The sequence below is a fragment of the Acidocella sp. genome (assembly GCF_050253495.1).
Classification (GTDB): Bacteria; Pseudomonadota; Alphaproteobacteria; order Acetobacterales; family Acetobacteraceae; genus Acidocella.
On the sequence record NZ_JBFWIX010000011.1, the window covers coordinates 30,447 to 53,767 of the forward strand.

Annotated in this window: 23 protein-coding genes and 1 tRNA gene; 21 read left to right on the forward strand and 3 right to left on the reverse strand. The window is 62.9% G+C overall.

All coding sequences use genetic code 11. From position 1 onward, the window contains the following. Window positions 1–45 precede the first annotated feature (45 nt). On the forward strand, window positions 46–750 hold the full coding sequence (locus AB7D48_RS10125; RefSeq protein WP_427978447.1) for a CBS domain-containing protein: 705 nt from the start codon (window positions 46–48) through the stop codon (window positions 748–750). A gap of 81 nt (window positions 751–831) precedes the next feature. On the opposite strand, the gene ccmB is transcribed toward AB7D48_RS10125, so the two are convergent. Together ccmB and ccmA are read right to left on the reverse strand one after the other, a co-directional pair. Then, a complete protein-coding gene (ccmB, locus tag AB7D48_RS10130; RefSeq protein ID WP_427978450.1) occupies window positions 832–1,476 on the reverse strand; it encodes a heme exporter protein CcmB in 645 nt (214 codons plus the stop codon). Continuing rightward, entirely contained in the window at window positions 1,473–2,039 is a 567-nt protein-coding gene (gene ccmA / locus AB7D48_RS10135) for a heme ABC exporter ATP-binding protein CcmA (protein ID WP_427978452.1), read from the reverse strand. Before ccmA ends, ccmB begins: the two co-directional genes overlap by 4 nt. A 90-nt stretch (window positions 2,040–2,129) precedes the next feature. Here ccmA and acnA point away from each other — a divergent pair, with 90 nt between their 5' ends. After that, window positions 2,130–4,817, forward strand: a complete 2,688-nt coding sequence (gene acnA, locus AB7D48_RS10140; protein ID WP_427978455.1) for an aconitate hydratase AcnA — start codon at window positions 2,130–2,132, stop codon at window positions 4,815–4,817. A 156-nt stretch (window positions 4,818–4,973) separates the two neighbouring features. Here acnA and AB7D48_RS10145 read toward each other — a convergent pair. Beyond that, window positions 4,974–5,048, reverse strand: a tRNA-Val gene (locus AB7D48_RS10145). Window positions 5,049–5,262: 214 nt separating this feature from the next. On the opposite strand from AB7D48_RS10145, the gene AB7D48_RS10150 reads away from it, so the two are divergent. The 19 genes from AB7D48_RS10150 to rseP all read left to right on the forward strand — a co-directional run bounded on the left by AB7D48_RS10150 (window position 5,263) and on the right by rseP (window position 23,259). Then, on the forward strand, window positions 5,263–8,316 hold the full coding sequence (locus AB7D48_RS10150) for a PAS domain S-box protein (protein ID WP_427978458.1): 3,054 nt from the start codon (window positions 5,263–5,265) through the stop codon (window positions 8,314–8,316). 53 nt (window positions 8,317–8,369) lie between these two features. Continuing rightward, complete coding sequence (locus AB7D48_RS10155) at window positions 8,370–9,119, forward strand: YebC/PmpR family DNA-binding transcriptional regulator (RefSeq protein ID WP_427978461.1); 750 nt, start codon at window positions 8,370–8,372, stop codon at window positions 9,117–9,119. Further along, entirely contained in the window at window positions 9,119–9,634 is a 516-nt protein-coding gene (gene ruvC, locus AB7D48_RS10160; RefSeq protein ID WP_427978463.1) for a crossover junction endodeoxyribonuclease RuvC, read from the forward strand. The genes AB7D48_RS10155 and ruvC overlap by 1 nt, the downstream gene beginning before the upstream one ends. Beyond that, window positions 9,631–10,227 (forward strand): Holliday junction branch migration protein RuvA, encoded by a 597-nt coding sequence (ruvA, locus tag AB7D48_RS10165; protein ID WP_427978465.1) that lies wholly within the window; start codon window positions 9,631–9,633, stop codon window positions 10,225–10,227. The genes ruvC and ruvA overlap by 4 nt, the downstream gene beginning before the upstream one ends. Window positions 10,228–10,296: 69 nt before the next feature. Next, window positions 10,297–11,325 (forward strand): Holliday junction branch migration DNA helicase RuvB, encoded by a 1,029-nt coding sequence (gene ruvB / locus AB7D48_RS10170; RefSeq protein WP_427978467.1) that lies wholly within the window; start codon window positions 10,297–10,299, stop codon window positions 11,323–11,325. A gap of 57 nt (window positions 11,326–11,382) precedes the next feature. After that, window positions 11,383–11,778 (forward strand): YbgC/FadM family acyl-CoA thioesterase, encoded by a 396-nt coding sequence (locus AB7D48_RS10175; RefSeq protein WP_427978469.1) that lies wholly within the window; start codon window positions 11,383–11,385, stop codon window positions 11,776–11,778. A 13-nt stretch (window positions 11,779–11,791) separates the two neighbouring features. Further along, complete coding sequence (gene tolQ, locus AB7D48_RS10180; protein WP_427978471.1) at window positions 11,792–12,508, forward strand: protein TolQ; 717 nt, start codon at window positions 11,792–11,794, stop codon at window positions 12,506–12,508. After that, window positions 12,509–12,940 carry a protein TolR gene (tolR, locus tag AB7D48_RS10185; protein ID WP_427978473.1) on the forward strand — a complete coding sequence of 144 codons (432 nt, stop codon included), beginning with the start codon at window positions 12,509–12,511 and terminating at the stop codon, window positions 12,938–12,940. A 20-nt stretch (window positions 12,941–12,960) separates the two neighbouring features. Continuing rightward, window positions 12,961–13,914, forward strand: coding sequence for a hypothetical protein (locus AB7D48_RS10190; RefSeq protein ID WP_427978475.1), 954 nt, complete (start codon window positions 12,961–12,963; stop codon window positions 13,912–13,914). Between the two features lie 8 nt (window positions 13,915–13,922). Further along, entirely contained in the window at window positions 13,923–15,269 is a 1,347-nt protein-coding gene (tolB, locus tag AB7D48_RS10195; RefSeq protein ID WP_427978477.1) for a Tol-Pal system beta propeller repeat protein TolB, read from the forward strand. Window positions 15,270–15,425: 156 nt separating this feature from the next. Beyond that, window positions 15,426–16,109, forward strand: a complete 684-nt coding sequence (locus AB7D48_RS10200; protein ID WP_427978479.1) for an OmpW/AlkL family protein — start codon at window positions 15,426–15,428, stop codon at window positions 16,107–16,109. Between the two features lie 266 nt (window positions 16,110–16,375). Beyond that, window positions 16,376–17,134 carry a 30S ribosomal protein S2 gene (gene rpsB / locus AB7D48_RS10205; protein WP_427978482.1) on the forward strand — a complete coding sequence of 253 codons (759 nt, stop codon included), beginning with the start codon at window positions 16,376–16,378 and terminating at the stop codon, window positions 17,132–17,134. 95 nt (window positions 17,135–17,229) lie between these two features. Next, a complete protein-coding gene (tsf, locus tag AB7D48_RS10210; protein ID WP_427978484.1) occupies window positions 17,230–18,135 on the forward strand; it encodes a translation elongation factor Ts in 906 nt (301 codons plus the stop codon). Between the two features lie 76 nt (window positions 18,136–18,211). Continuing rightward, window positions 18,212–18,934, forward strand: coding sequence for a UMP kinase (gene pyrH / locus AB7D48_RS10215; RefSeq protein ID WP_427978486.1), 723 nt, complete (start codon window positions 18,212–18,214; stop codon window positions 18,932–18,934). Between the two features lie 16 nt (window positions 18,935–18,950). Beyond that, window positions 18,951–19,514, forward strand: coding sequence for a ribosome recycling factor (gene frr / locus AB7D48_RS10220; RefSeq protein ID WP_427978489.1), 564 nt, complete (start codon window positions 18,951–18,953; stop codon window positions 19,512–19,514). Further along, window positions 19,514–20,224, forward strand: coding sequence for a polyprenyl diphosphate synthase (gene uppS, locus AB7D48_RS10225; protein ID WP_427978492.1), 711 nt, complete (start codon window positions 19,514–19,516; stop codon window positions 20,222–20,224). The genes frr and uppS overlap by 1 nt, the downstream gene beginning before the upstream one ends. After that, window positions 20,208–21,023, forward strand: coding sequence for a phosphatidate cytidylyltransferase (locus tag AB7D48_RS10230; RefSeq protein ID WP_427978494.1), 816 nt, complete (start codon window positions 20,208–20,210; stop codon window positions 21,021–21,023). Before uppS ends, AB7D48_RS10230 begins: the two co-directional genes overlap by 17 nt. Further along, window positions 21,014–22,177, forward strand: coding sequence for a 1-deoxy-D-xylulose-5-phosphate reductoisomerase (locus tag AB7D48_RS10235; RefSeq protein WP_427978496.1), 1,164 nt, complete (start codon window positions 21,014–21,016; stop codon window positions 22,175–22,177). Before AB7D48_RS10230 ends, AB7D48_RS10235 begins: the two co-directional genes overlap by 10 nt. Before the next feature lie 2 nt (window positions 22,178–22,179). Continuing rightward, window positions 22,180–23,259, forward strand: coding sequence for an RIP metalloprotease RseP (gene rseP / locus AB7D48_RS10240; protein WP_427978498.1), 1,080 nt, complete (start codon window positions 22,180–22,182; stop codon window positions 23,257–23,259). Window positions 23,260–23,321 lie beyond the last annotated feature (62 nt).

Sequence of the window (23,321 nt, forward strand, 5' to 3'; positions counted from 1 at the left end):
CGAAACAGGGTGCTATTTTTCAATAAGGAATGAATGGAGGATGTCATGAAAGTCTCCGATGTGATGACCCGCAACGCGATTTCCGTGCAGCCGCAGACCAGCGTGGTCGATGCGGCGCGGATCATGCTGGCCAATCATGTCAGCGGTTTGCCGGTTCTGGATCAAGCGGGGGCGCTGGTTGGCGTGGTGACCGAGGGCGATTTGCTGCGCCGGGCTGAAATTGGCACCGAGGGCGAGCAGGCGGGCTGGCTGAAGGCCTTGCTGCAACCAGCCGCCGTGGCGGAGGATTATGTGCTGACCCATTCCCGCCATGTCAGCGGGGTGATGACGCATAGCCCGATTTTCGTCACGCCCGAGACGGAGCTGACCGAGGTGGCCCACACGATGCTGCGCAAACGCATCAAGCGCATGCCGGTGCTGGAGAATCAGAAATTGATCGGGGTGGTCAGCCGCGCGGATCTGCTGAAGGCGCTGACCTCCAAATTGATCCAGACCGATGAGAATGTCAGTGACGATACGATCCTGGCTTATATCAAGGCTGAGATCGAGAAGGCCAAATGGGCGCCTAAATCCGGCCTGCGCGTGGCGGTGAAGGACAAAGTGGTGACCTTGGAGGGGACGATTTTCTCCGATGAGGAACGCCGCGCGGTCAATACCATCGCCGAGAATGCGCCGGGCGTGAAGGAGGTCAAGGACGAGCTGGTTTTCGTCGATCCCGGTTCGGGGCTCGCTTTTCCAGCAACGGCCTGAAAAGGGCTCCCGGCCGGTGGCCGGCGTTTGAACAGGGGGCCTGACGGCCCCCTGAATTTTGTTTGTTCGGCGGCATTTTGTTTATTCAGCGGCCGCGCGCAAGGCGAGGCCCGTGCCGATGGGCGCCAGGGGCAGCGCCACCAGCAGCATGGCGAAAATCATATAGAAAGATGGGGCTGGGTTCGGGCTGCTGGCGGCCGCCGTGCCGAAAATGAGGCTTGGGATCATCAGCGGCAGGGTGATCAGCGGCATCAGGATCGCGCCGCGCCGCGCGCCGGTGGTCAGGGCCGCCGCCAATGTGCCGAGCAGCGAAAAAATCAGGGTGCCGGGCAGCAGGGAGAGCATGAGCAGCGGTAATTTGTCGCCGGGCAGGCGCAGCATCACCGCCAGCGGTGCCGCGATGAGCAGCAGGGGCAAGCCGGTGGTGACCCAATGGACGGCGGTTTTCGCGGCGGCGATGGCATAAGCGGGCCAACCCGACAAAAGCAGCAGGTCCAGTGTGCCATCCTCGAAATCAGGCGCAAAAAGGCGTTCCAGAGGCAGCAGGGCCGCCAGCAATGCCGTTACCCACACCACGCCCGGGGCGATGCGCCCCAGAATGGCGGGGTCCGGCCCGACCCCGAAGGCGAATAAGGTCCCCGCGATAATGAAAAACAGCAGGGCGGCCATGCTTTCGGCGCCATGCCGCAAAGACAGGCGCAATTCCTTGGCGATCAGGGCGATCATAACGAGAGCACTTCCGTATCAGGCAGGTCGATGGGGGTATGGGTGCTGGCGATGATCAGGCCGCCCTGGTCGCGGTGATGGCGGCAAAGGGTCAGGAAACGTTCGATGGAGGCTGTGTCGAGTCCCGTCGTTGGTTCGTCCAGCAGCCAGAGAGGCTTTTTCGCCGCCGCCACGCGCGCGATGGCGAGGCGGCGTTTTTGCCCGGCGGAGAGGAAACGTGAAGGTAAATGCGCGAATTTTTCTAGCCCCATGGCGGCCAGAGCGGCTTTGGGGACTTGTTCGGCCGGGGTGAGGGCCGGTTTCACCGCATCTTGATGCCCGAGCCAGCCGATCCGCGCGGCATGGCCTTCCCGATCCTTGAAGACGGACAAATCGTTCCAAAAGAGTTCACCCGCGGCCAGGGGAGTGAGCCCGGCCAGGGCCCGCAGCAAGCTGGATTTGCCCGTGCCATTCGCCCCGCGCAGAAGCAGGATGCCCCCAGGGCGTAGCGAGAAGCCTAGACCCTTAAAAATAAGCCTTTCTCCGCGAAAAACCGAGAGTTTCTGAGCTGTGAGCAGGTGCAAAAATCCTTAAGGCCGGAATGGACGGGCGGGTACGGCTATGGTTTAAGCCGAGCCAAATCACAAGCGGCAACAAGCGAAAGGTTTTGCCCCATGACAGCGATCGGCCACGATAGCCTGGAAACCAAGAAAACCCTCACCGTTGACGGCAAATCTTACGAGTATTTCTCGCTTCCGGCCGCTGCCGCCAAGCTGGGCGATATTTCCAAGCTGCCCAAGACCCTGAAGGTGCTCCTGGAAAACGTGCTGCGCTTTGAGAATGGCGGCAGCTACACCCAGGAAGACGCCAAATCGATCATCGCCTGGCTGGAGAAGGCGAGTTCCACCAAGGAAGTGCCCTTCAAGCCGGCCCGCATCCTGATGCAGGATTTCACCGGCGTGCCCGCCGTGGTGGACCTTGCCGCGATGCGCGATGGCATCGGCAAGCTGGGCGCCGCGCCCGAGAAGGTGAACCCGCTGATCCCGGTCGATCTGGTCATCGACCATTCCGTGATGGTGGATTATTCCGCCTCCAAGGACGCGCTGCAGAAGAATATCGACCTGGAATTCGAGCGCAATGGCGAGCGTTACCGCTTCCTGCGCTGGGGGCAGGAGGCTTTCAATAATTTCCGCGTCGTGCCGCCCGGCACCGGCATCTGCCACCAGGTGAATCTGGAATATCTGGCGCAGGTGGCATGGACCTCCGAGAACGGCAGCAAGACCTATGTTTATCCTGACACGCTGTATGGCACCGACTCCCACACCACCATGGTGAACGGGCTGGGCGTGCTGGGCTGGGGTGTCGGCGGGATCGAGGCCGAGGCCGCGATGCTTGGCCAGCCGATCGCCATGTTGATCCCGGATGTTGTCGGCTTCAAGCTGACGGGCAAGCTCTCCGAGGGTGTGACCGCGACCGATCTGGTGCTCACCGTCACCCAGATGCTGCGCGCCAAGAAGGTCGTCGGCAAGTTCGTCGAATTTTATGGCGAGGGCATGGCCGAGATGGCGCTGGCGGACCGCGCCACCATCGCCAACATGGCTCCGGAATATGGCGCCACCTGCGGCTTTTTTCCGGTCGACGAGGTTACCCTGGATTATCTGCGCCTTTCCGGCCGCGACGAGCACCGCATCAAGCTGGTCGAGGAATATACCAAGGCCCAGGGGCTGTGGCGCGACGAGCATGAGCCGGTCTTCTCCGACACGCTGGAGTTGGATCTTTCCACCGTGCAGCCGAGCCTGGCTGGCCCGAAGCGCCCGCAGGACCGCGTGCTGCTGAAGGAAGCCGCCTCCGCCTTCAAGGGCGAGCTGACCAAGAGCCTGGGCGTGCCGGCCGATGCGCTCTCCAACAAGGGCGCGGTCGCCGGGACCAATTATGAGATCACCCATGGCGATGTGGTGATCGCCGCGATCACTTCCTGCACCAACACCTCCAATCCTTATGTGCTGGTCGCCGCCGGCCTGGTGGCCCGCAAGGCCCGCGCGCTGGGCTTGGCGCCCAAGCCTTGGGTGAAGACCTCGCTGGCTCCTGGCAGCCAGGTGGTCACCGATTATCTGAACAAATCCGGCCTGACCCAGGATCTGGATGCGATCGGCTTCGAGACGGTCGGTTATGGTTGCACCACCTGCATCGGTAATTCCGGCCCGTTGCCGGACCCGATCGTGGATGCCATCGAGAACAACAAGCTGGTGGCGGTGTCCGTGCTGTCCGGCAACCGTAACTTCGAGGGCCGCGTGCACCCGAATGTGCGCGCCAACTATCTGGCGTCTCCGCCGCTGGTGGTGGCCTATTCCTTGTTCGGCAATATGCGCGAGGATATCACCACGGCGCAGATTGGCACCTCCAAGGACGGTAAGCCGGTATATCTGAAGGATATCTGGCCCTCCAACAAGGAGATCCAGGAGATTGTGGGCCAGGTGCTGACCCGCGAGATGTTCCTGGAGCGCTATTCGGACGTGTTCAAGGGCCCGGCGGAGTGGCAGGCCATCGAAGTCACCGGCGGCACCGACACCTATGCCTGGCCGTCCGGTTCGACCTATGTGAAGAACCCGCCTTACTTCCAGGGCATGGACAAGGAGCCGAAGCCGGTTTCCGACATCAAGGCGGCGCGCATCATGGCGCTGTTGGGTGATTCCATCACCACCGACCATATCTCCCCGGCGGGCAACATCAAGAAATCCTCTCCGGCGGGCGTGTTCCTCTCCGAGCACCAGGTGCAGCAGAAGGACTTCAACTCCTATGGTTCGCGGCGTGGCAATGACGATGTCATGGTGCGCGGTACCTTCGCGAACATCCGCATCAAGAACGAGATGATGGGTGGGGCCGAGGGGGGCAACACCAAGCATTATCCCGGTGGCGAGGAGATGCCGATCTACGATGCGGCGATGAAGTACAAGGCCGAGGGCGTGCCCCTGGTGGTGTTCGCCGGGCAGGAATACGGCACTGGCTCCTCCCGCGACTGGGCGGCCAAGGGCACCATGCTGCTGGGCGTGAAGGCGGTGATCGCGGAGAGCTTCGAGCGTATCCACCGTTCCAATCTGGTGGGCATGGGCGTGCTGCCGCTGCTGTTCAAGAATGGCCAGACCCGCAAGAGCCTGGGCCTGACCGGTGAGGAGACCGTGGATATTGTCGGCCTCGACAAATTGTCTCCGCGCATGGACATCAAGGCGGTGATCACCCGTCCGGATGGGTCCAAGGAAGAGGTGGAACTGCTCTGCCGTGTCGATACCGCGGACGAGGTCGAGTATTACAAAAATGGCGGCATCCTGCAGTATGTGCTGCGTGGCATGGCCAAGGCCGCCTGATTTTCCGCTCCGGGGGCGCGGTTTGCGCCGTGCCCCCGGACGGGGTTTTGAAAGTTTTCGGATGCCGCCTTTTTCAAGAAGGCGGTATTTTTTATGGGCCAAAAACACCAAAAGCCCTTGAGGGCTTTGTTTTAGGCGTCTGATTTTAAATGGAAATGGTGGGCGCGACAGGGATTGAACCTGTGACCCTTCGCGTGTGAAGCGAATGCTCTACCGCTGAGCTACGCGCCCGGTGGGCGGCTGCTTAATTCGCCTGGAAGGCGCTGTCAATCGCCCATGACCGATTGAAAAGCCATCCATCTCCGAAACTGGTTTTCCTGGCTCCCATCTTGGGTATCAAAATTTTGCAATTTCCTTGGGGGTGTCGCTCTTGTGGTGGCATGAAAGCCCGTGAAACAGTGAAAAATAGATGGTGATGTTTTCCCCCCGGCAGTCAGGCCGTCAATTGAGCGCGCAAAGCGGTGGTTTTCCTTTTCTGGCCCATGGCGGCGCGATGGGAGAGCTGATTGCCGGATTCGATTGGGCGGGCACTGCCCTGGGGCCGCTGGAGAACTGGAGCGCCAGCCTCCGCGCGCATGTCGCCACGATGCTGCGCGCGCCCGAGCCGATGCTGATTTTGGCCGGGCCGGAGGGGCTGCTTTTATATAACGATCCGTGCATGGCGTTTATCGCGGAGCGGGATCCTCTGGCGCTGGGCCTGCCGGTGAGCGCCTTGTGGCCTGAACTCGCCGATGTGATGAGTCTGATGCTGCTAGCCGATCAAGGGGCTGAGGAGCGGCGGTTCGTGGCTGAGCTGGAAAGTGCTGCGCGGACGCTCAAGCGCAATCTGCTCTGCCAGCCATTGATGAGCGAGACGGGCAAAATGCTCGGTGTGTCGGGGCGGTTCGTGGACGGACAGCCTGGCGGGGGCATGGAGTTGGGGGGCGGCCAGAGATTTGCTCCCTTTCGGCTGGTGGCCCAGACCATGCCTGGGCAGGTCTGGACAGCCAGGGCCGATGGCCGTGTGGACTGGATGAACCAACGCCTGTGCGCCGCCCTCGGGCAGGAGCGCGCCCCAGCGCTGGAGGAGGGTTGGTCGGGATTGGTGCATCCGCAGGATCTGCCTTTCATTACCCGGCGCTGGGCGGAGGCCGTCGCTTCCGGTGTCTCCTATGAGGTGGAGTGCCGTCTGCGGTCGGCATCTGGCCATTATCTCTGGCATTTCGTCCATGCCACGCCCCTGCGCGATGCCGCGGGCACGGTGGCGGGGTGGGTCGGCAGCAATGTGAATATCCATGCCCGCAAGATGGCTGAATATGAATCGGGGCGGATCCGCAACAGGATCTGGTCGCTCAGCCGCGTTTATATGCTGATCTTCGATCGCCAGGGCATGATATGGCAGAGCAATCCCGCCGTGGAATATGGCACTGGCTGGCGCGAGAGCGCGCTGGTGGGGAAAAATCTTCTCGCCTTCATTCATCCCGAGGATGTGGAAGCCGCGCTGGTGACGCTCGCGCGGGTCGCCACGGGGGAAACCATTCGCAGTTTCGAGTGCCGGTGCCGCATGCGCAACGGCCAGTACCGCGTGATCGATTGGGAGGTCGTGCCCGACGGCGACATGAACCACGCCGTCGGCCGGGATTTGACCGAGCAGCATATCGCCCAGAAGGGGCTGGAACGTACCTGGGTGCTTTCACCGGTCCTGAAATTCGTTCTGGACGCCAGGGGGGCGGTCGTGACCACCAATCCGGCCTGGAGCAAGGCGCTGGGATGGAGCGAGACCGAAAGCCGGGGGCAGGATTTGAGCGCCTTCATGGCGCCTGAGGATGTCAGGCGAATGCGCGCGCAGCAGGTTGGCGCGGGCCTGGAGGCGGGAGTGGGAGAGCTGACCGTTTCCATGCCGACGAAGCAGGGAGAAAGGCGGGATATTGTCTGGATCAATGTGGTGGATGGCGGCTCGCTCTATGGGTTTGGGCGCGATGTGACCGCTGAACGGCGCGCGGCGGCGGCGGCGGCCAGGGCCAGTGCCGAGCGTGAGCGGATATGGGTGTCAGCCAATGATCTGCTGGCCATTGCGGAGCTCGACGGCCGGTTGCGCTCGGTCAATCCGGCTTGGGAAAAATGGCTGGGCCACTCGGATGCGGCGCTTTTGAATATGCCGCTCACCGGCCTTGTGCTGCCGGAAGATAAGCCGGTTGTCGAACAGGCGCTTGAGGAGCTGGCGTGCGGACGGCCCGTGCGGGATGTCGAATGCCGGATGAACGACGCGCAGGGGCGGCCTTGTTTGCTTTCATGGTCGGCGGATCCGCTGGGAGAGGCTTTTTATTTTGTGGGACGCGATGTCAGTGCCCAGCACGACGCGGAGGAGCAGTTGCGCCAGGCGCAGAAGATGGAGGCGGTGGGGCAACTGACCGGTGGCATCGCGCATGATTTCAACAATTTGCTGCAAGGGATCAATGGCAGCCTCGAATTGCTGAGCAAACGGCTCGCGCGGGGGGAGATGAAGGGGTTGGAGCGGTTGATCGGCGTGGCCATGGGGGCGGCGGAACGTGCCGCGGCGCTGACGCACAGGCTGCTCGCTTTTTCCCGCAGGCAATCGTTGGACCCCAAGCCGGTGGCCGCCAATCCGCTGGTGGCGGGAATGGAGGTCCTGCTGCGCCGCACGCTGGGCGAGCGGGTGGAGCTGCGCCTGATCTTGCAGGAGGAATTATGGCTGACGCTTTGTGATTCCAACCAGCTCGAAAACGCGGTGCTGAATTTGGCGATCAACGCGCGCGATGCGATGCCCGAGGGTGGGCAACTGACCATTGAAACCGCCAATGTCGATCGGGCCGCGGCGGGGTCGCGCCAACGGGATCTCATGCCAGGCTCTTATGTTTGCATCAGTGTCGCGGATACCGGCGTTGGCATGGATGGCGCCACCATCGCCAAGGCGTTCGAGCCCTTTTTCACCACGAAGCCGCTGGGGCAGGGCACCGGGCTGGGTTTGTCGATGATTTACGGGTTTGCCCAGCAATCCGGCGGCAGCGTGAAGATCATGTCCAAGCCGGGCGCGGGAACCACGGTGAGGTTGCTTCTGCCACGCTGTGAGGGCGAATTGGCGCAGGAGCGGCCGGACCGGCCTGAAACCGGCCTGCCCGCCGCCGCCAGCGGCGAGAGCGTGCTGGTGGTGGAGGATGAACCGACCGTGCGGGCATTGATCGTCGAGGTGCTGGGCATGCTGGGCTATGCCGCGCTGGAGGCCAAGGACGGGTCCGCCGGGCTTGAGATTCTTCAATCGCGCCGAAGGATCGATCTGCTGATCACGGATATGGGCTTGCCTGGCCTGAACGGGCGGCAGATGGCCGATGCCGCGCGGCTCAGCCGGCCGGAGCTGAAAATCCTGTTCATGACGGGCTATGCGGAAAGCGTGGTGATGAAGGCCGGGGGGCTGGAACCGGGCATGGAGATCATGGCCAAGCCCTTCACCATGGACATGCTGGCGGCACGGGTACGCGGCATGATCGCCGGAGAGGCGTGATTGGCGCCCCGACGGTGCTTCCGGCGCCGCGCGGCTAATGCTAAAGCCCGCCCATGGCTGGACATTCGCAATTCAAGAACATCATGCACCGCAAGGGCGCGCAGGATGCCAAGCGTGCCCGTATTTTCGCCAAGCTGATCCGCGAGATCACCGTTTCCGCCAAGGAAGGATTGCCAGACCCGGCGGCCAATCCACGCCTGCGCGCGGCGGTGGCGGCGGCGTTGAAGCAGAACATGACGCGCGATGCGATCGACCGGGCGATCAAGAAGGCGGTTGGAGCCGCCGGAGCGGATAATTATGAGGCCGTGCGCTATGAGGGCTATGGCCCGGCGGGCGTGGCCGTGATCGTGGAAGCGCTGACCGATAACCGCAACCGCACCGCTTCCGTGGTGCGGGCAGCCTTCAACAAGGCGGGAGGGGCGCTGGGCGAGACCAATTCCGTGTCCTTCATGTTTAACCGGCTGGCGGCGATCCGGTATCCGGCGGGTGCAGCCACGGCGGATGCGATGCTGGAAGCGGCCATCGAGGCCGGGGCGGAGGATGTGGCGAGCGACGAGGAGGGCCACGAGGTGCAGGCGGCGGTGGAGAGTTTTTTCGCGGTGCGCGACGCGCTGGCGCAAAAATTCGGCGACCCGGCTGAGGCGGGCATCGAATGGCGCCCGAACATGACCGTGGCGCTGGATGGGGACAAGGCGGCTTCCGTGCTCAAGCTGATCGATACGCTCGAAGATGACGACGACGTGCAGAACGTCTATGCCAATTTCGAGCTGCCGGAAGACGTGTTGGCGAAGCTCTCGGCGTGATGCCGCAAAGCCGGGGTAAGGTCCGTATTCTCGGCATCGACCCTGGCCTGCGTTTCACGGGCTGGGGGGTGCTGGAGGCCGAGGGTAACAGGCTGCGCCACGTGGCGGACGGGGTGGTGGCGACGGATGGCGGTGAGGACGTGCCGTTACGCCTGAAGGCGCTGGATCAGGCTCTGGCCGATCTGCTGGGCCGTTATGCCCCCGACGAAGCGGCGGTGGAGGAGACTTATGTGAACCGTAACGCGACCGCCACGCTGAAGCTGGGTTATGCGCGCGGTGTGGCGCTGCTGGCCCCAGCGCGCGCGGGGATTCCCGTGTTCGAATATGGCGCGAAAACCGTGAAGATGGCCGTTGTCGGCACGGGCGGGGCGGATAAGGAGCAGGTGGGGCTGATGGTGCGCCGCCTGTTGCCCGGCGCCGCGCAGAAACGCGCCGATGCGGCGGATGCGCTGGCGGTGGCTATCTGCCATGCCCATCATCGTTCCACCGTCAATGTCTGGAAATCCGTCTCATGATCGCACGGTTGCGGGGAATGATCGATTCCATCGAGGATGGACGTTGCGTGGTGGATGTGAATGGGGTGGGGTATCTGGTTTTTTGCTCCTCGCGCACATTAGGGGCGTTGCCGGACGGGTTGGCAACCTTGCTCATCGAAACCCAGGTGCGAGAGGATGCCATCACTCTTTACGGTTTTTTCACCTCCGCGGAGCGTGAATGGTTCAGGCTGCTCACCACCGTGCAGGGGGTGGGGGCGAAGGTAGCGCTCGGCATTCTCTCGGCCTTGTCGCCGGACCAGCTCATTGGCGCGATCTCCGGCCAGGATAAAGGTGCCTTGACCCGCGCGCCGGGCGTGGGCCCGAAGCTGGCGGCACGAATTCTCACCGAATTGCGTGAGAAGGCCGGTGTGATGCCAGGTGGCGGTGTGGCGGCCTTCCCCATGACGCAGGCCCCTCAGGGCGTGGCGGCGGATGCGCTCTCCGCGCTGACCAATCTGGGGTACCGCCGGATGGAAGCCGAGGCGGCCCTTGCCAAGGCGATCGAGGCGCATGGGGAGGGGGCTTCGTTGGATCTTCTGATCCGCGCCGGATTGAAGGCGTTGGCCAAATGATGGCGTGGTTTGGGCCCAGGATGAAGGTTTTTGGTGCAACCTTTTCCAAAAAGCTGCAAATTCAATCTTATGAGTGAGCGTATTACGTCTGGCGAGCCGTTGGCCGACGATCATGGCGAAGCCTCGTTGCGGCCGCAAAGCCTGGAGGATTTCACGGGTCAGGCGGCTAGCCGCGAGAATTTGAAAATTTTTGTCAGCGCCGCCAAGACGCGTGGCGAGGCGCTGGACCATGTGCTGCTGCACGGCCCGCCGGGCTTGGGCAAGACGACCCTGGCGCAGATCGTGGCGCATGAGATGGGGGTGGGGTTCAAGGCGACGTCTGGTCCGGTGATTCAGAAATCCGGCGATCTCGCGGCCATCCTCACCAATTTGCAGCCCAAGGATGTGCTGTTCATCGACGAGATCCACCGCCTGCAACCGGCGATCGAGGAAATCCTCTATCCGGCGATGGAGGATTTCCAGCTCGATCTGATCATTGGAGAAGGCCCCGGCGCGCGCACGGTGCGTATCGATTTGCCGCCTTTCACGCTGGTCGGGGCGACCACCCGCGCCGGGTTGCTGGCCACCCCCCTGCGGGACCGTTTCGGCATTCCCCTGCGTCTCGTGTTTTACACACCCGACGAACTCGCCGGCATCGTCATCCGGCTGGCGCAGAAGCTGGGCATGAATCTGTCCCACGATGGCGCATTTGAAATCGCCCGGCGCTCGCGCGGCACGCCGCGTGTCGCCGGGCGGCTCACCCGGCGGGTGCGCGATTTCGCCACCGCCGCGAATGTTGCCGAAATTTCACGGCAGGTCGCGGATGCCGCGCTGACCCGGCTGGATGTCGACCAGATCGGGCTGGATGCAATGGATATGCGCTACCTCAAGCGCTTGGCCGAGCATCATAATGGTGGCCCGGTGGGCGTGGAGACGCTGGCTGCCGCCCTGGCGGAAGCACGCGATACGCTGGAGGATGTGGTGGAGCCTTATCTGATTCAGGAAGGCTTGCTGATGCGGACGTCCCGCGGGCGCATGCTGGGGGACCCGGGATGGCGCCATCTCGGCCTCAACCCGCCCCAGCGCGGGCCGGATCAGCCTGATCTGCTGAGTGACTGAACGGCCCCGCCACAAAAAAACCTTTTTCAGCCTTAATCATGAGGTTGGAGCGGAATCTTGATCTATCGTTACACCACGCGCATCTATTATCAGGACACGGATGCGGGGGGCATCGTCTACCATGCCAATTACCTCGCCCTTGCCGAGCGCGGCCGCACCGAGGCCCTGCGCGAGATGGGGGCCCCGCATGCCGAAATGGTTGCCCAGTACGGGGTCATGTTTGTGGTGTACCGCGTGAATTTGCTCTATCAGCGCCCCGCCAGAATCGACGAGCTGGTGACGGTGGAAACGGAATTCATGGAGTTGAGCGGTGCAAGCGTTACATTACGCCAGAAATTCCTGCGAGACAGCGACTCGCTTGCCGTGCTTGATCTCCGGCTGGGTTGCGCGCGCGTGTCCGACGGCCGGGCGGCGCGCATCCCGCGCGAATGGGTTGCGCGCCTGAAATTTTGAACGGGGAAATATAGTGGACCAAACGGTGTCTCAGGCGGCCATGGCCGCGCCGCAGGCGAATCTCTCGCTGCTCGGCCTGTTCCTGCAGGCGGACGCGGTGGTGAAGCTGGTGATGATCATCCTGCTGATCGCCAGCATCTGGGTCTGGACGATCATCATCGAGAAGGTGATGATTCTCCGCCGGGTGAACCGCGAAGCCGATGCGTTCGAGGATGGTTTCTGGTCCGGTGGCAGCCTGGACGAGCTTTATGAGCGCGAGGGGGCTGACCCCACCAATCCAATGGCCGCCGTGTTCGGCGCCGCGATGAGCGAATGGAAGCGCACCGCCCGCATCGCCGGGGCCGAGATCGCCAAGACCAGTGTGAAGGAGCGCGTGGACCGCGCGATGAACGTAACCATCATGCGCGAGATGGAGCGGCTGGAGCGATTCATGATCTTTCTGGCTTCCGTCGGCGCCACGGCGCCGTTTATCGGCCTGTTTGGCACGGTCTGGGGCATCATGCATTCCTTCTCGGCCATCGCCGCCATGCATAATACCGATCTCGCGGTGGTGGCGCCGGGCATCGCGGAGGCTTTGTTCGCCACGGCCATCGGCCTTGTCGCCGCCATCCCCTCCGTGCTGGCTTATAACAAGCTCTCCAACGATCTTTCGCGTTTCGCCAGCCGGCTGGAAGGGTTTGGCACGGAGTTTTCCGCCATTCTGTCCCGCCAGACCGAGGAGCATAAGTAAATGGCGGGCGGGCTGATCGGCGGCCCGGGGAGCGGCAGGCGCCGTTACCGGCCCATGGCCGAAATCAACGTTACCCCGCTGGTGGACGTGATGTTGGTGCTGCTGATCATCTTCATGGTCACCGCGCCGATGATCACCTCCTCCGTGCAGGTGAATCTGCCGCAGGCCAATGCCAAGCCGGCCAATGCCGATGCCAAGCCGATTACCGTGACAGTGGACAGCAAGGGCAAGGTCTATCTGAACAATAGCGAGATCCCGCTGAATAATCTGGTGAGCACGCTGCAGGAAGCCGCGAAGAACAATGCCGAGCAACGCATCTTTATCCGTGGTGACAAGGAAGTCGATTACGGCACCATGCTGCAGGTGATGGCGGACATCGTTCAGGGCGGTTTCACCAAGGTTTCGCTGCTGGCCCAGCAGCCTGGACAATAAGGCCAGGCAGGGAGTTACAATTGGACCGCGATCTGCGCCGTAGCGCGATTGTCTCTTTTGTCATCCACGCGGCGATCATCATCGCCGCGATCGTGACGCTGCCCATGCAGCCGCTGAACACATCGGCGGATGAAAGCGTGGATGTCGACCTTGTCGGCCCCACCCAGCCGCAGACGGCGCAAACCGCCGGCAAGGTGGCGGCCCCCAATAATACGCCGGTGCCGCATGAAGGGCCCGTGAACCCCACCCAGCCAAAGCCGCAGCCTGTGGTGGCGCCCCCGCCACCGCCCCCGCCGCCACCACCGGCGCCGGAGCAGAAACCTACACCCACCCCACCAACGCCGGCGGCTCCGCCGCCGCCGCCAGCCCCCACGCCGACGCCACAGCCAGTGCCGCCGCCGCCGCCGCCGCAACCGCCGCAAAAGCAGCAGAGCACGCAAAAGCCGCCGCCGAAGCCGGTGGAGGAGAAGAAGCCGCCCGCGCCCGAAAAATCGGCCACGCACCAGCAGCATGAGGTGAAAAACCCCATGCCGCTCAGTAAGAACGTGCTCAACACGCTCTCGCAGCTGCGTGTGAACCAGAAGCAGGACAAGCCACCCACCTCGCAATATAACCCGGACCAGGGTGGGGCGCCCGATGGTGGCGGCAGCCCCAACAGCACGGCCAATTCGCATCTCAGCGAAGCGGACCGCAACGCTATCGGCGCGCATGTGCGTCCTTGCTGGGGCATCGACGCGGGGGCGCCCGGGATACAGGGGTTCTCCGTGCAATTGCTGGTGACCACGGATGCGTCCGGCACGGTGCGCCAAGCCGTGGTGGCGCCGGCCTCGCAGGGCGATATGGGTAATCCGCTTTATGCGGCCTATGCCCAGCGCGCGATCGCGGCTGTGGAGAATTATCAATGTGCGACGCTGCCCTTGCCGTCCTACATGCTGGGTAAGGTGCAAACCTTCCTGTTCAATTTCACGCCCTAAGAGGTTCGATGATGACGCGTCTTCTTTTGCCGCCGTTTTCCCGCCGCCGCCTGCTGGGTGCCGCGGGTGCCGCGAGTCTTCTGGCCTCCGGCGCCCACGCACAGTCCGCCACGGCGGATAATGGTCCCGCCATCCAGGTGAGCGGCGCGCAGAACGCTCCCATTCCCATAGCGATCTCGCCTTTCGCCACCTCCGGGGTCGGGGCGCAGATCACCCAGGTGATCACGGACGATCTGTCTCATTCCGGTTTGTTCCGGGCCATCGACCCTTCCAGCTTCGTGCCGAACTCCGTCAATAACGGCACGCCGGTTTGGCAGAACTGGTCGCTACTGGGGGCTCAGGGGCTGGTGACCGGCGATGTGCAGGATTCCGGCGGCGGCCAGTTGCGGGTCGAATTTCGGCTCTGGAACGTGCAGAGCCAGGCGCAGGTACAGGGCACGGCCTATACCACCACCAAGGATAACTGGCGGCGCATTGCCCATATCATCGCCGATACCGTCTATCAGCAAATGATCGGGGAGAAGGGCTATTTCGACAGCCGGGTGGCCTTCATCTCCGTTTCAGGGCCGGTGACCAGCCCGATTCGCCGCCTCGCCGTCATGGATTATGATGGCGCGAACGTGCAGTTTCTCACGAACGGCGCCAACATGGCGCTTTCGCCGCAATATAACCCGGTGCGCCAGCAACTGGCTTTTGTCAGCTATCGCGGCGGCGGCAGCCCGCGCGTCTATCTGTTCGATTTGCAGACGGGCGCCACCAAGCTGGTGGGCAGCTTCGGTGAAATGACCATCGGTCCGCGCTTCTCGCCGGATGGTAATTCCTTGCTGATGTCCGTCGGCCATAATGGCGGCGCTTCGATCATAAGGACCAATCTGAATGGCGGAGGCATGACGCAGCTGACCGACAGCAGTTCGATCAACGTTACCCCTTGCTATTCTCCCGATGGGTCGCAGATTGCCTTCAATTCAGACCGCGATGGCAATCAGCAGCTCTTTGTGATGAACGCCGATGGCTCGGGCGTGAAGCGCATTTCCTTCGGTCCTGGCCAATATGCCGAGCCGTGCTGGTCTCCGCGCGGCGATCTCATCGCGTATACCTTCTGGGGGTCGGGCGGATTCTCCATTGGCGTGATGGCGCCCGACGGCACCGGCGAGCGGATCATTGCCCAGGGGTGGCTGGTGGAGGGAGCCTCCTTCTGTCCGAACGGGCGTGTGATCATGTTCTATCGTCAGTCTCCCACCGCTTCGGGACATAGCTCCAATCTGGTGACAATCGGCGTGGACGGGTTCAATGAACGCATGGTCGACACGCCCACTTATGCCTCCGACCCGTCCTGGGGGCCGTTGCTGGCGTGAGGACGGGCCCGGCCCGTGTATCCCGGCTGAGTTTTGCAAAAATGTCACAGTTTCCCAATTCCCGGCTCAGCCGGGAATTTTTGCTCCAGATCAAAGATTGGTCATGAAGCGGTGAGGTATCCGGTAGCTCGTTAAGTCAATTCGGAGCCTCACACTATGAACCCCTTATTCCGTACAGTTGCCTCGGCCGCACTGTTGGCTGGCATGGCTGCCACCCCGGCCTTGGCGGACAGCTACAGCCTCTTCTCCGGCCCCACCGGCTATGAGGCCGGGAACATCATGACGCATTTGAGCATCATCGGTGTGATACCGCAGAATATCGACAGCCATATCACCGGTGTTCCCGGCGCGCGGCTTGGCATTTCCAGCGGCGTCTCCCCTGAACTGGATGCGTCTTACTTCCTGACTCCGAATCTCTCCATCCAGTTGATCGCGGCGACGAGCCGCCACACGATCACCGCCAAGGGCGGCGCGCTGGGGAATGGCGCCACATTGGGTTCCACCTGGGTGCTGCCGCCGACCCTGACGGCCCAGTGGCATTTCCCGCAGATCGGCGTGGTCCGGCCTTATGTCGGCGTGGGTATCACCGTGGCTTTCTTCTATGGCACCAGCCCCAGCTCCCAATTGCTTGGCACCAGCGATAAGCTCGGTCTGCGCACTGCGGTTGGCCCGTCCTTCGACGTGGGGTTCGACGTTCCGGTGAAGGGGAACTGGAGCATGAATGTGGATGTGAAGCAGATGATCCTGCCCACGGCGGCGCGCCTGGACCATGGCTCCATTCATGCGATGACCGGGCTGGACCCCACGGTGGTGGGCTTCGGTGTCGGTTACAAATTCTGATCCACGACGGATTGGAGACGCGAAGGGGCGGCTTTGGCCGCCTCTTTTGTGTTTGGAGGTTATTGTCCGCCGGGCTTTGGTCCGGTTTCGGGTTGAATCTCGTGTAAAAATGCGTCATAGGGCGCGCGTCCGCATGGTGCGGGCAAATTCACACGTGGGGGCCTTTCCTGGCGAGAGCCGAAGGTCCGGTGTCCGCTTCAAGTTTGGAGCAGGGTGCTTCCCCCACGGAGGATAGAACCGGATTAAGACAGGAAAGAGAACTGCCGATGGCACTTCCCGATGTTTCCCTGCGTCAGCTCCTCGAAGCGGGCGTGCATTTTGGCCATAACACCCGGCGCTGGAATCCGCGCATGGCGCCTTATTTGTTTGGCGTGCGCAACCAGGTCCATATCATTGACCTGCAGCAGACCGTGCCCCTCATGGAGCGTGCGCTGAAGGCGATCCGCGATGTGACCGCCGCTGGCGGGCGGGTGCTGTTTGTCGGCACCAAGCGCGCCGCCGCCGAGCACGTGGCCGACGCCGCGCAGCGTTGCGGGCAGTATTACGTGAATCACCGCTGGCTGGGCGGCATGCTCACCAACTGGAAGACCATCACCGGTTCCATCAAGCGCCTGCGCCAGATGGACGAGATGCTGTCCGGTGAGACCCAGGGATATTCCAAGAAGGAAATTCTGAATTTCACCCGTGACCGCGAGAAGCTGGAACGGGCGTTGGGTGGCATCAAGGATATGGGCGGCCTGCCGGACATTCTGTTTGTGATCGACACGAACAAGGAGAAGCTGGCCATCGAGGAGGCCAACAAGCTGGGTATCCCGGTTGTCGCCATTCTCGACTCCAACTCTGATCCCGCGGGTGTGACCTATCCCATCCCGGGCAATGACGATGCGATCCGCGCCATCACCATGTATTGCGACCTGGTCGCCGGCGCGGTGCTGGATGGCATTTCCGCCGAGCTGGGCGCCGCCGGCGTGGATCTCGGCGCGGCCGCCGAGCCGGTGCTGGAAGAGGTTCCGGCCGAAGGTTGAGCTTTTCCCGGCCTTCCTGGCTAGGAAACTATTGAGAAATTCGCGCGGTGCCCGCTCCGGGTGCCGCGCAAACACGTCGTAAGGAGCAAAAGCACATGGCCGAGATTACCGCCGCCCTGGTGAAAGACCTGCGCGAGACCACTGGCGCTGGCATGATGGATTGCAAGAAGGCGCTGACCGAGACCAATGGCGACAAGGAAGCCGCCATCGACTGGCTGCGCAAGAAGGGGCTTTCAGCCGCGGCCAAGAAGTCCGGCCGCGTGGCCGCCGAGGGGCTGGTGGGCGTTGCCCTGGCCGCCGGCAAGGCCGCCATGGTCGAGGTGAATGCCGAGACGGATTTCGTGGCCCGCAACGAGGCTTTTCAGAATTTTGTCGAGACCGTCGCCAAGCTGGCGCTTGAGGTGGGTGAGGACGTGGAGGCCTTGAAGGCCGCCGCTTATCCCGGTACCGGGCGCAGCGTGGCCGAGGAGACCGTGCATCTGGTCGCCACCATCGGCGAGAACATGAATGTCCGCCGCGCCGCCGTCATCGATGTTCCCGGCGGGACCGCCGCCGCCTATGTGCATGGCGCGCTGAAGCCGGGTCTGGGCAAGATCGGCGTGATTGTCGGGCTGGAAGGCAACGCCAACGAGGCGTTGGAGCAGCTTGGCCGTCAGATCGGCATGCATGTCGCGGCCACCCGTCCGGATGCGCTGTCTGTCGCCGAAGTCGACCCCGCCGCCCTGGAGCGCGAGAAGAAAGTGCTCTCCGAGCAGGCCCGCGCCTCCGGCAAGCCCGAAAACATCATTGAAAAGATGGTCGAGGGGCGTGTGAAGAAATATTACGAAGACGTGGTGCTGCTGGAGCAGGTCTGGGTGCATGACGGCGAAAGCAAGGTGAAGGACGTGGTGAAGAAGGCCGGCGCCAATGTCGTCCGGTTCGCGCGCTTTACCCTCGGTGAGGGCATCGAGAAAGAAGTGTCTGATTTCGCGGCTGAAGTTGCGGCGGCGGCTGGGGTTTAATCCTTTCCGTCTTTGCGCTACCCAAGGGGCGGTCCGGGCATTTTGCTTGGCACCGCCCTTCCTATAAGGACGTTCCATGAGCAATTCCCCCCAATATAAACGCGTATTGCTGAAGGTTTCCGGCGAGGCCTTGATGGGCCAGCGCGATTACGGGCTGGATACGGAAACGGTGAAGGCCATTGCCGCCGATGTGCGCGATGTGATCGCCATGGGGGTTCAGGTGTGCCTGGTGATCGGCGGTGGCAATATCTTCCGCGGCGTGGCGGGGGCTTCGTCGGGCATGGACCGTGCCCAGGCCGACTATATGGGCATGCTGGCCACGGTGATGAATGCGCTGGCCATGCAATCCGCCCTGGAGAAGGCCGGTGTGCCGACCCGGGTGCAGAGCGCCATCTCCATGGAGTCGGTGTGCGAGCCCTATATACGCCGCCGCGCCGAGAGGCACATGGAAAAGGGCAGGGTGGTGATCTTCGCCGCTGGCACCGGTAACCCCTTCTTCACCACCGATACCGCCGCCGCCCTGCGCGCCACGGAGATGAAGTGCGACGCGATGCTGAAGGGCACGCAGGTCGATGGCGTTTATTCCGCCGACCCGCGCAAGGACCAGAACGCCAAGCGATATGAGGAGCTGACCTATCTGGATGTGCTGGCGCGGGATCTGAACGTGATGGATGCCTCCGCCATCTCGCTGTCGCGCGAGAACAAGCTGCCGATTCTCGTCTTCAACATCCATGCGCCAGGCGCCTTCGCCGCCGTGATGCGCGGCGAGGGCCCCTTCACCCGGATTATCGAGAGCTGAAAAGAAGGTTCACCAAATGGCCGATTTAGAAACGATCAAGACCGACCTCACCCGCCGCATGGATGGCGCGCTTGAGGCGCTGAAGCGCGAATTCTCCGGCCTGCGGACCGGCCGCGCCAGCCCCGCCTTGCTGGAGCCGGTGAAGGTGGAGGCCTATGGCTCGCTGATGCCGTTGAATCAGGTGGCCACCATCGCCGTGCCGGAAGCGCGGATGATCACCGTGCAGGTCTGGGACCGTTCGATGGTCAATTCCACCGTCGCGGCCATTCGCGATTGCGGGCTGGGGCTCAACCCGCAGCCGGATGGGCAGATGATCCGCGTGCCGCTGCCGGTGCTGACCGAGGAGCGACGCATTGAGCTGGTGAAGGCCGCGAATAAATATGCCGAGGCCGCGCGTATCGCTGTGCGCGGTGTGCGCCGCGACGGCATGGAGCAGATCAAGGCCTTGCAGAAGAAGTCCGAAATCTCCGAAGATGAGGAGCGTGACTGGGCGGAGCAGGTGCAGAAATTGACCGACAGCTATATTAAGCGGGTGGATGAGAACTTCGCCGAGAAGGAAAAGGATATCCGGCAGGTCTGATGGCTGACGCCGCCTCCCATTCCGTGCCTTTGCATGTGGCCATCATCATGGATGGCAATGGCCGTTGGGCCGCCGCGCGTGGGCTGCCGCGCGTGGCCGGCCACCGCGAGGGGGCCAAGGCCGTGCGCCGCGCGATCGAGGCGGCGGTCAATCATGGTGTGCGCTATCTCACCTTGTTCGCCTTTTCCTCGGAGAACTGGCAGCGTCCGGCGGGGGAGGTGCAGGACCTGACCTTTCTGCTGAAGCATTATCTGCGCTCAGAACTGGCGGAACTGCATGCCGAGGGCGTGCAGCTCAAAGTCATCGGCGAGCGGGAGCGCTTCGGCCCGGCCTTGGCGAAGGAACTGGAAGAGGCCGAGCGAAAAACCGCCGATAATAAACGCCTGACGCTGGTTTTGGCCCTGTCTTACGGCGGGCGGGCGGAGATCGTGGCGGCGGCGCGGCGCGCGATCGAGGCGGGGCTCAGGCCGGAGGAGCTGACCGAACAGAACTTTGTGAATTTTCTGTTTACCGCCGGTATTCCCGACCCGGATCTGGTGATCCGCACCTCGGGGGAGCAGCGGGTCAGTAATTTTCTGCTCTGGCAGCTTGCCTATGCCGAGATCTGGTTCACCAAGGTGCTGTGGCCGGATTTTTGCGCCACGGATTTCGCCGGCGCCTTGGAGGATTATGCGGGCAGGGAGCGGCGATTCGGTGCCCGCCCTGTTTGAGGCCGTGAACAAGCCCGCAACACGCAACCGTTGGTCCGATCTGTCCGTCCGCGCGGCATCGGCGCTGGTGCTGGGACCGGTGGCGTTGTTATGCCTCTGGCGCGGCGGCCTGTGGTGGGACGTGCTGGTCGGCGCGGCGATGGTGGGGCTGGGGCATGAATGGGCCAAGCTCTCCGGCCGTAAGCATGGCTGGCCCTTGGCGGGACTCATGCTGATCGTCTGGGCCGTGAGCTTGTCGATGGGCGTTGGCGCGGGTTTGCAAGCCGTCCTGTTTCTGGGCATTGCCGCTTGGCCGGGGTTTGGCCGGTTTGCCGCCGCCGGCGTGCCTTATGCCGGGCTGTGCGGCGTGGCGCTGCTATGGCTTCGGCACAGGCCCGAAACCGGCATGCTCGATACCGCGTTTCTGATTCTGGTGATCTGGGGAACGGATATTGGCGCCTATGTAACCGGACGCTGGTTGGGGGGCGCGAAGCTGGCGCCGCGCGTTTCGCCAGGCAAGACCTGGAGCGGCGCGCTGGGTGGGCTGGTGATAGGGGCGGCCTGCGGGGCGGGCTTGGCGGCGGCCACGCTGGGAGCGCCGTTGCGGGCGTTTGGCGTGGGGGTGTTGCTCAGCCTCGTCGCGCAGGCCGGGGATTTGCTGGAAAGCGCGATCAAGCGCAAACTGGGCGTGAAGGATTCCGGCCGGACGATTCCCGGTCATGGTGGATTGTTCGACAGGCTCGATGGGTTTTTGACGGCAGCGCCCCTGGCGGCGTTATTTGCCGTGTTCATGCAAGGAGGCACGGCATTATGGGGGTGAAGCGGCTGACAATCCTGGGTTCCACGGGCAGTGTCGGCACGCAGACCCTCGATCTGGTCGCTGAAAACCCGTCGGCCTATAAGATTTGCGCGCTTGTAGGCGGACGCAATGTCGAATTGCTGGCGGCTCAGGCCCGGAAATTCCGTCCTGAAATCACGGTCATCGCGGATGAGGGGCTGCTGCCGGTTTTGCGCGAGGCCTTGGCGGGCAGTGGGCTCGCGGTCGCGGCGGGACGGGAGGCGGTGTTGGAAGCGTCTTCGCGCAAGCCGGACTGGACCATGTGTGCCATTACCGGCACCGTTGGGCTAGAGCCGACCCTGGCCGCCGTGCGGCAGGGCGGCACGATCGCGTTTGCCTGCAAGGAATCGCTGGTTTCGGCCGGCGATGTGTTTCTGCGTGAGGTGGAGGCCGCGGGAGCCACGCTCTTGCCCGTGGATTCAGAGCATAACGCGATTTTGCAGGCGATGGCCGATGGAAATGTTAAGGCCATCGACAAGATCGTGCTGACCGCTTCCGGTGGCCCGTTCCGCAATCACAGCCTTGAGGAGATGCGCTCCATCACCCGTGAGGCGGCTTTGCGCCATCCGGTTTGGTCGATGGGCGCGAAGATTTCCATCGACAGCGCCACGATGTTTAACAAAGGCCTCGAAGTTATTGAGGCTGCGAGATTATTTTGCCTGCCTTCGGAAAAAATCGAGGTGTTGGTGCATCCGCAATCGGTCATCCATGGCATGGTCTGCTATGCGGATGGCTCGGTTTTGGCGCAGCTCGGCTCGCCGGATATGCGTATCCCCATCGCCCACGCGTTGGCCTGGCCCGGGCGGCTCGCCACCCAGGCGCCAAAGCTGGATTTGGCGCAGGTGGCGCGGCTTGAATTCCATGCGCCGGACGAAACGCGCTTTCCCGCGCTGCGTCTGGCGCGTGAGGCGCTGGCGGAGGGAGCGGGCGCGCCGGCCGTGTTGAATGCCGCCAATGAGGTTGCCGTGGCGGCCTTCTTGGACCGTAAGATCGGATTTTTGGATATTGCCGGGATTGTCGAAGCCGTGATGCAGAAGCTTGGCGCGCCCGCCGTGCCCGACCTTGGGGCCGTGCTGGCCATCGACGAGGCCGCGCGGGCCGCGGCCGCGGCCCTGGCCAGTGCCAAGGCGGCCTGAACATGCTGGATACGCTGCGCACGATTCTCGCCTTTGTCGTCGATATAGGCATTTTGATCTTTTTCCATGAGCTGGGGCATTATCTCGCGGCGCGCAGCCAGGGGGTCACGGTCGAGACGTTTTCGGTCGGGTTCGGTCCCGCGCTGCTTAAATTCAAGGCGAAATCCGGCACGGTTTGGCAGATTTCAGCCTTGCCGCTCGGCGGGTATGTGAAGATGCAGGGCTGGGGAGAGGAAACCATCTCCGGCCCCGCCAAACCAGGCTCCTTTGCCGCGGCCTCGCTCGGCTCCAAGGCCGTGATCGTCGCGGCCGGGCCGCTCGCCAATTTGCTGCTGGCCGTGCTGATTTATGCCGGGTTGTTCATGACCGCCGGGCAACTCCACACGAAGCCGGTGCTGAGCCAGATCGAGGCCGGTTCACCGGCGGCGCGCTCGCATCTGCTGGCGGGAGATCAGGTGCTCGCCATCGGTGGCACGCAGATCCGCAATTTTTCCGATCTCCAGCGGATCGTGATGGACCACCCGGATACGGTGCTGGATTTCACGGTCAAGCGTGGCGATGCCCGTCTGGTGCTGCCCGTTACGGTTGGCGAGAGCTCGCTCGATGGCGATAAAATCGGTCATCTCGGGGTTGTGGGCACGCAGTCCACCCTGAAACGGCTGTCGCCGCCGGAGGCTGTCGCCGCCGCGTTCCGGGAAACCGGGCGCCAGATTTCGGGCTGGTTCTCGGGCATGGCCACTTTGATTGTGCAGCATAAGGGATTGAGGGATCTGGCCGGGCCGCTAGGCATCGCCGAAGTGTCGGGGCAGGCCGCGGCGATGGGGGTGGTGCCCTTGATCAGCCTGATCGCGCTGCTGTCGATCAATCTAGGGCTCGTCAATCTGATTCCCATTCCGATTCTGGATGGTGGCCATCTTTTTTTCTATGCCGTGGAGTTCCTGATTCGCCGGCCCGTGCCGGAACAGGCGCGTGAGGCTGGCTTGCGCGTCGGGATGGCCATTATTCTGTCGCTGGTGGTTTTAGTGACATTTAACGATCTCACGCGGCTGGGTGCGGTCGCGTGGTTTGCACATTTACTTTAAGTTAAAGCGGCACGGTACAGTGCGGACACCTTGCCCGGAGGGCTGGCGCGTGCCAAACGCCG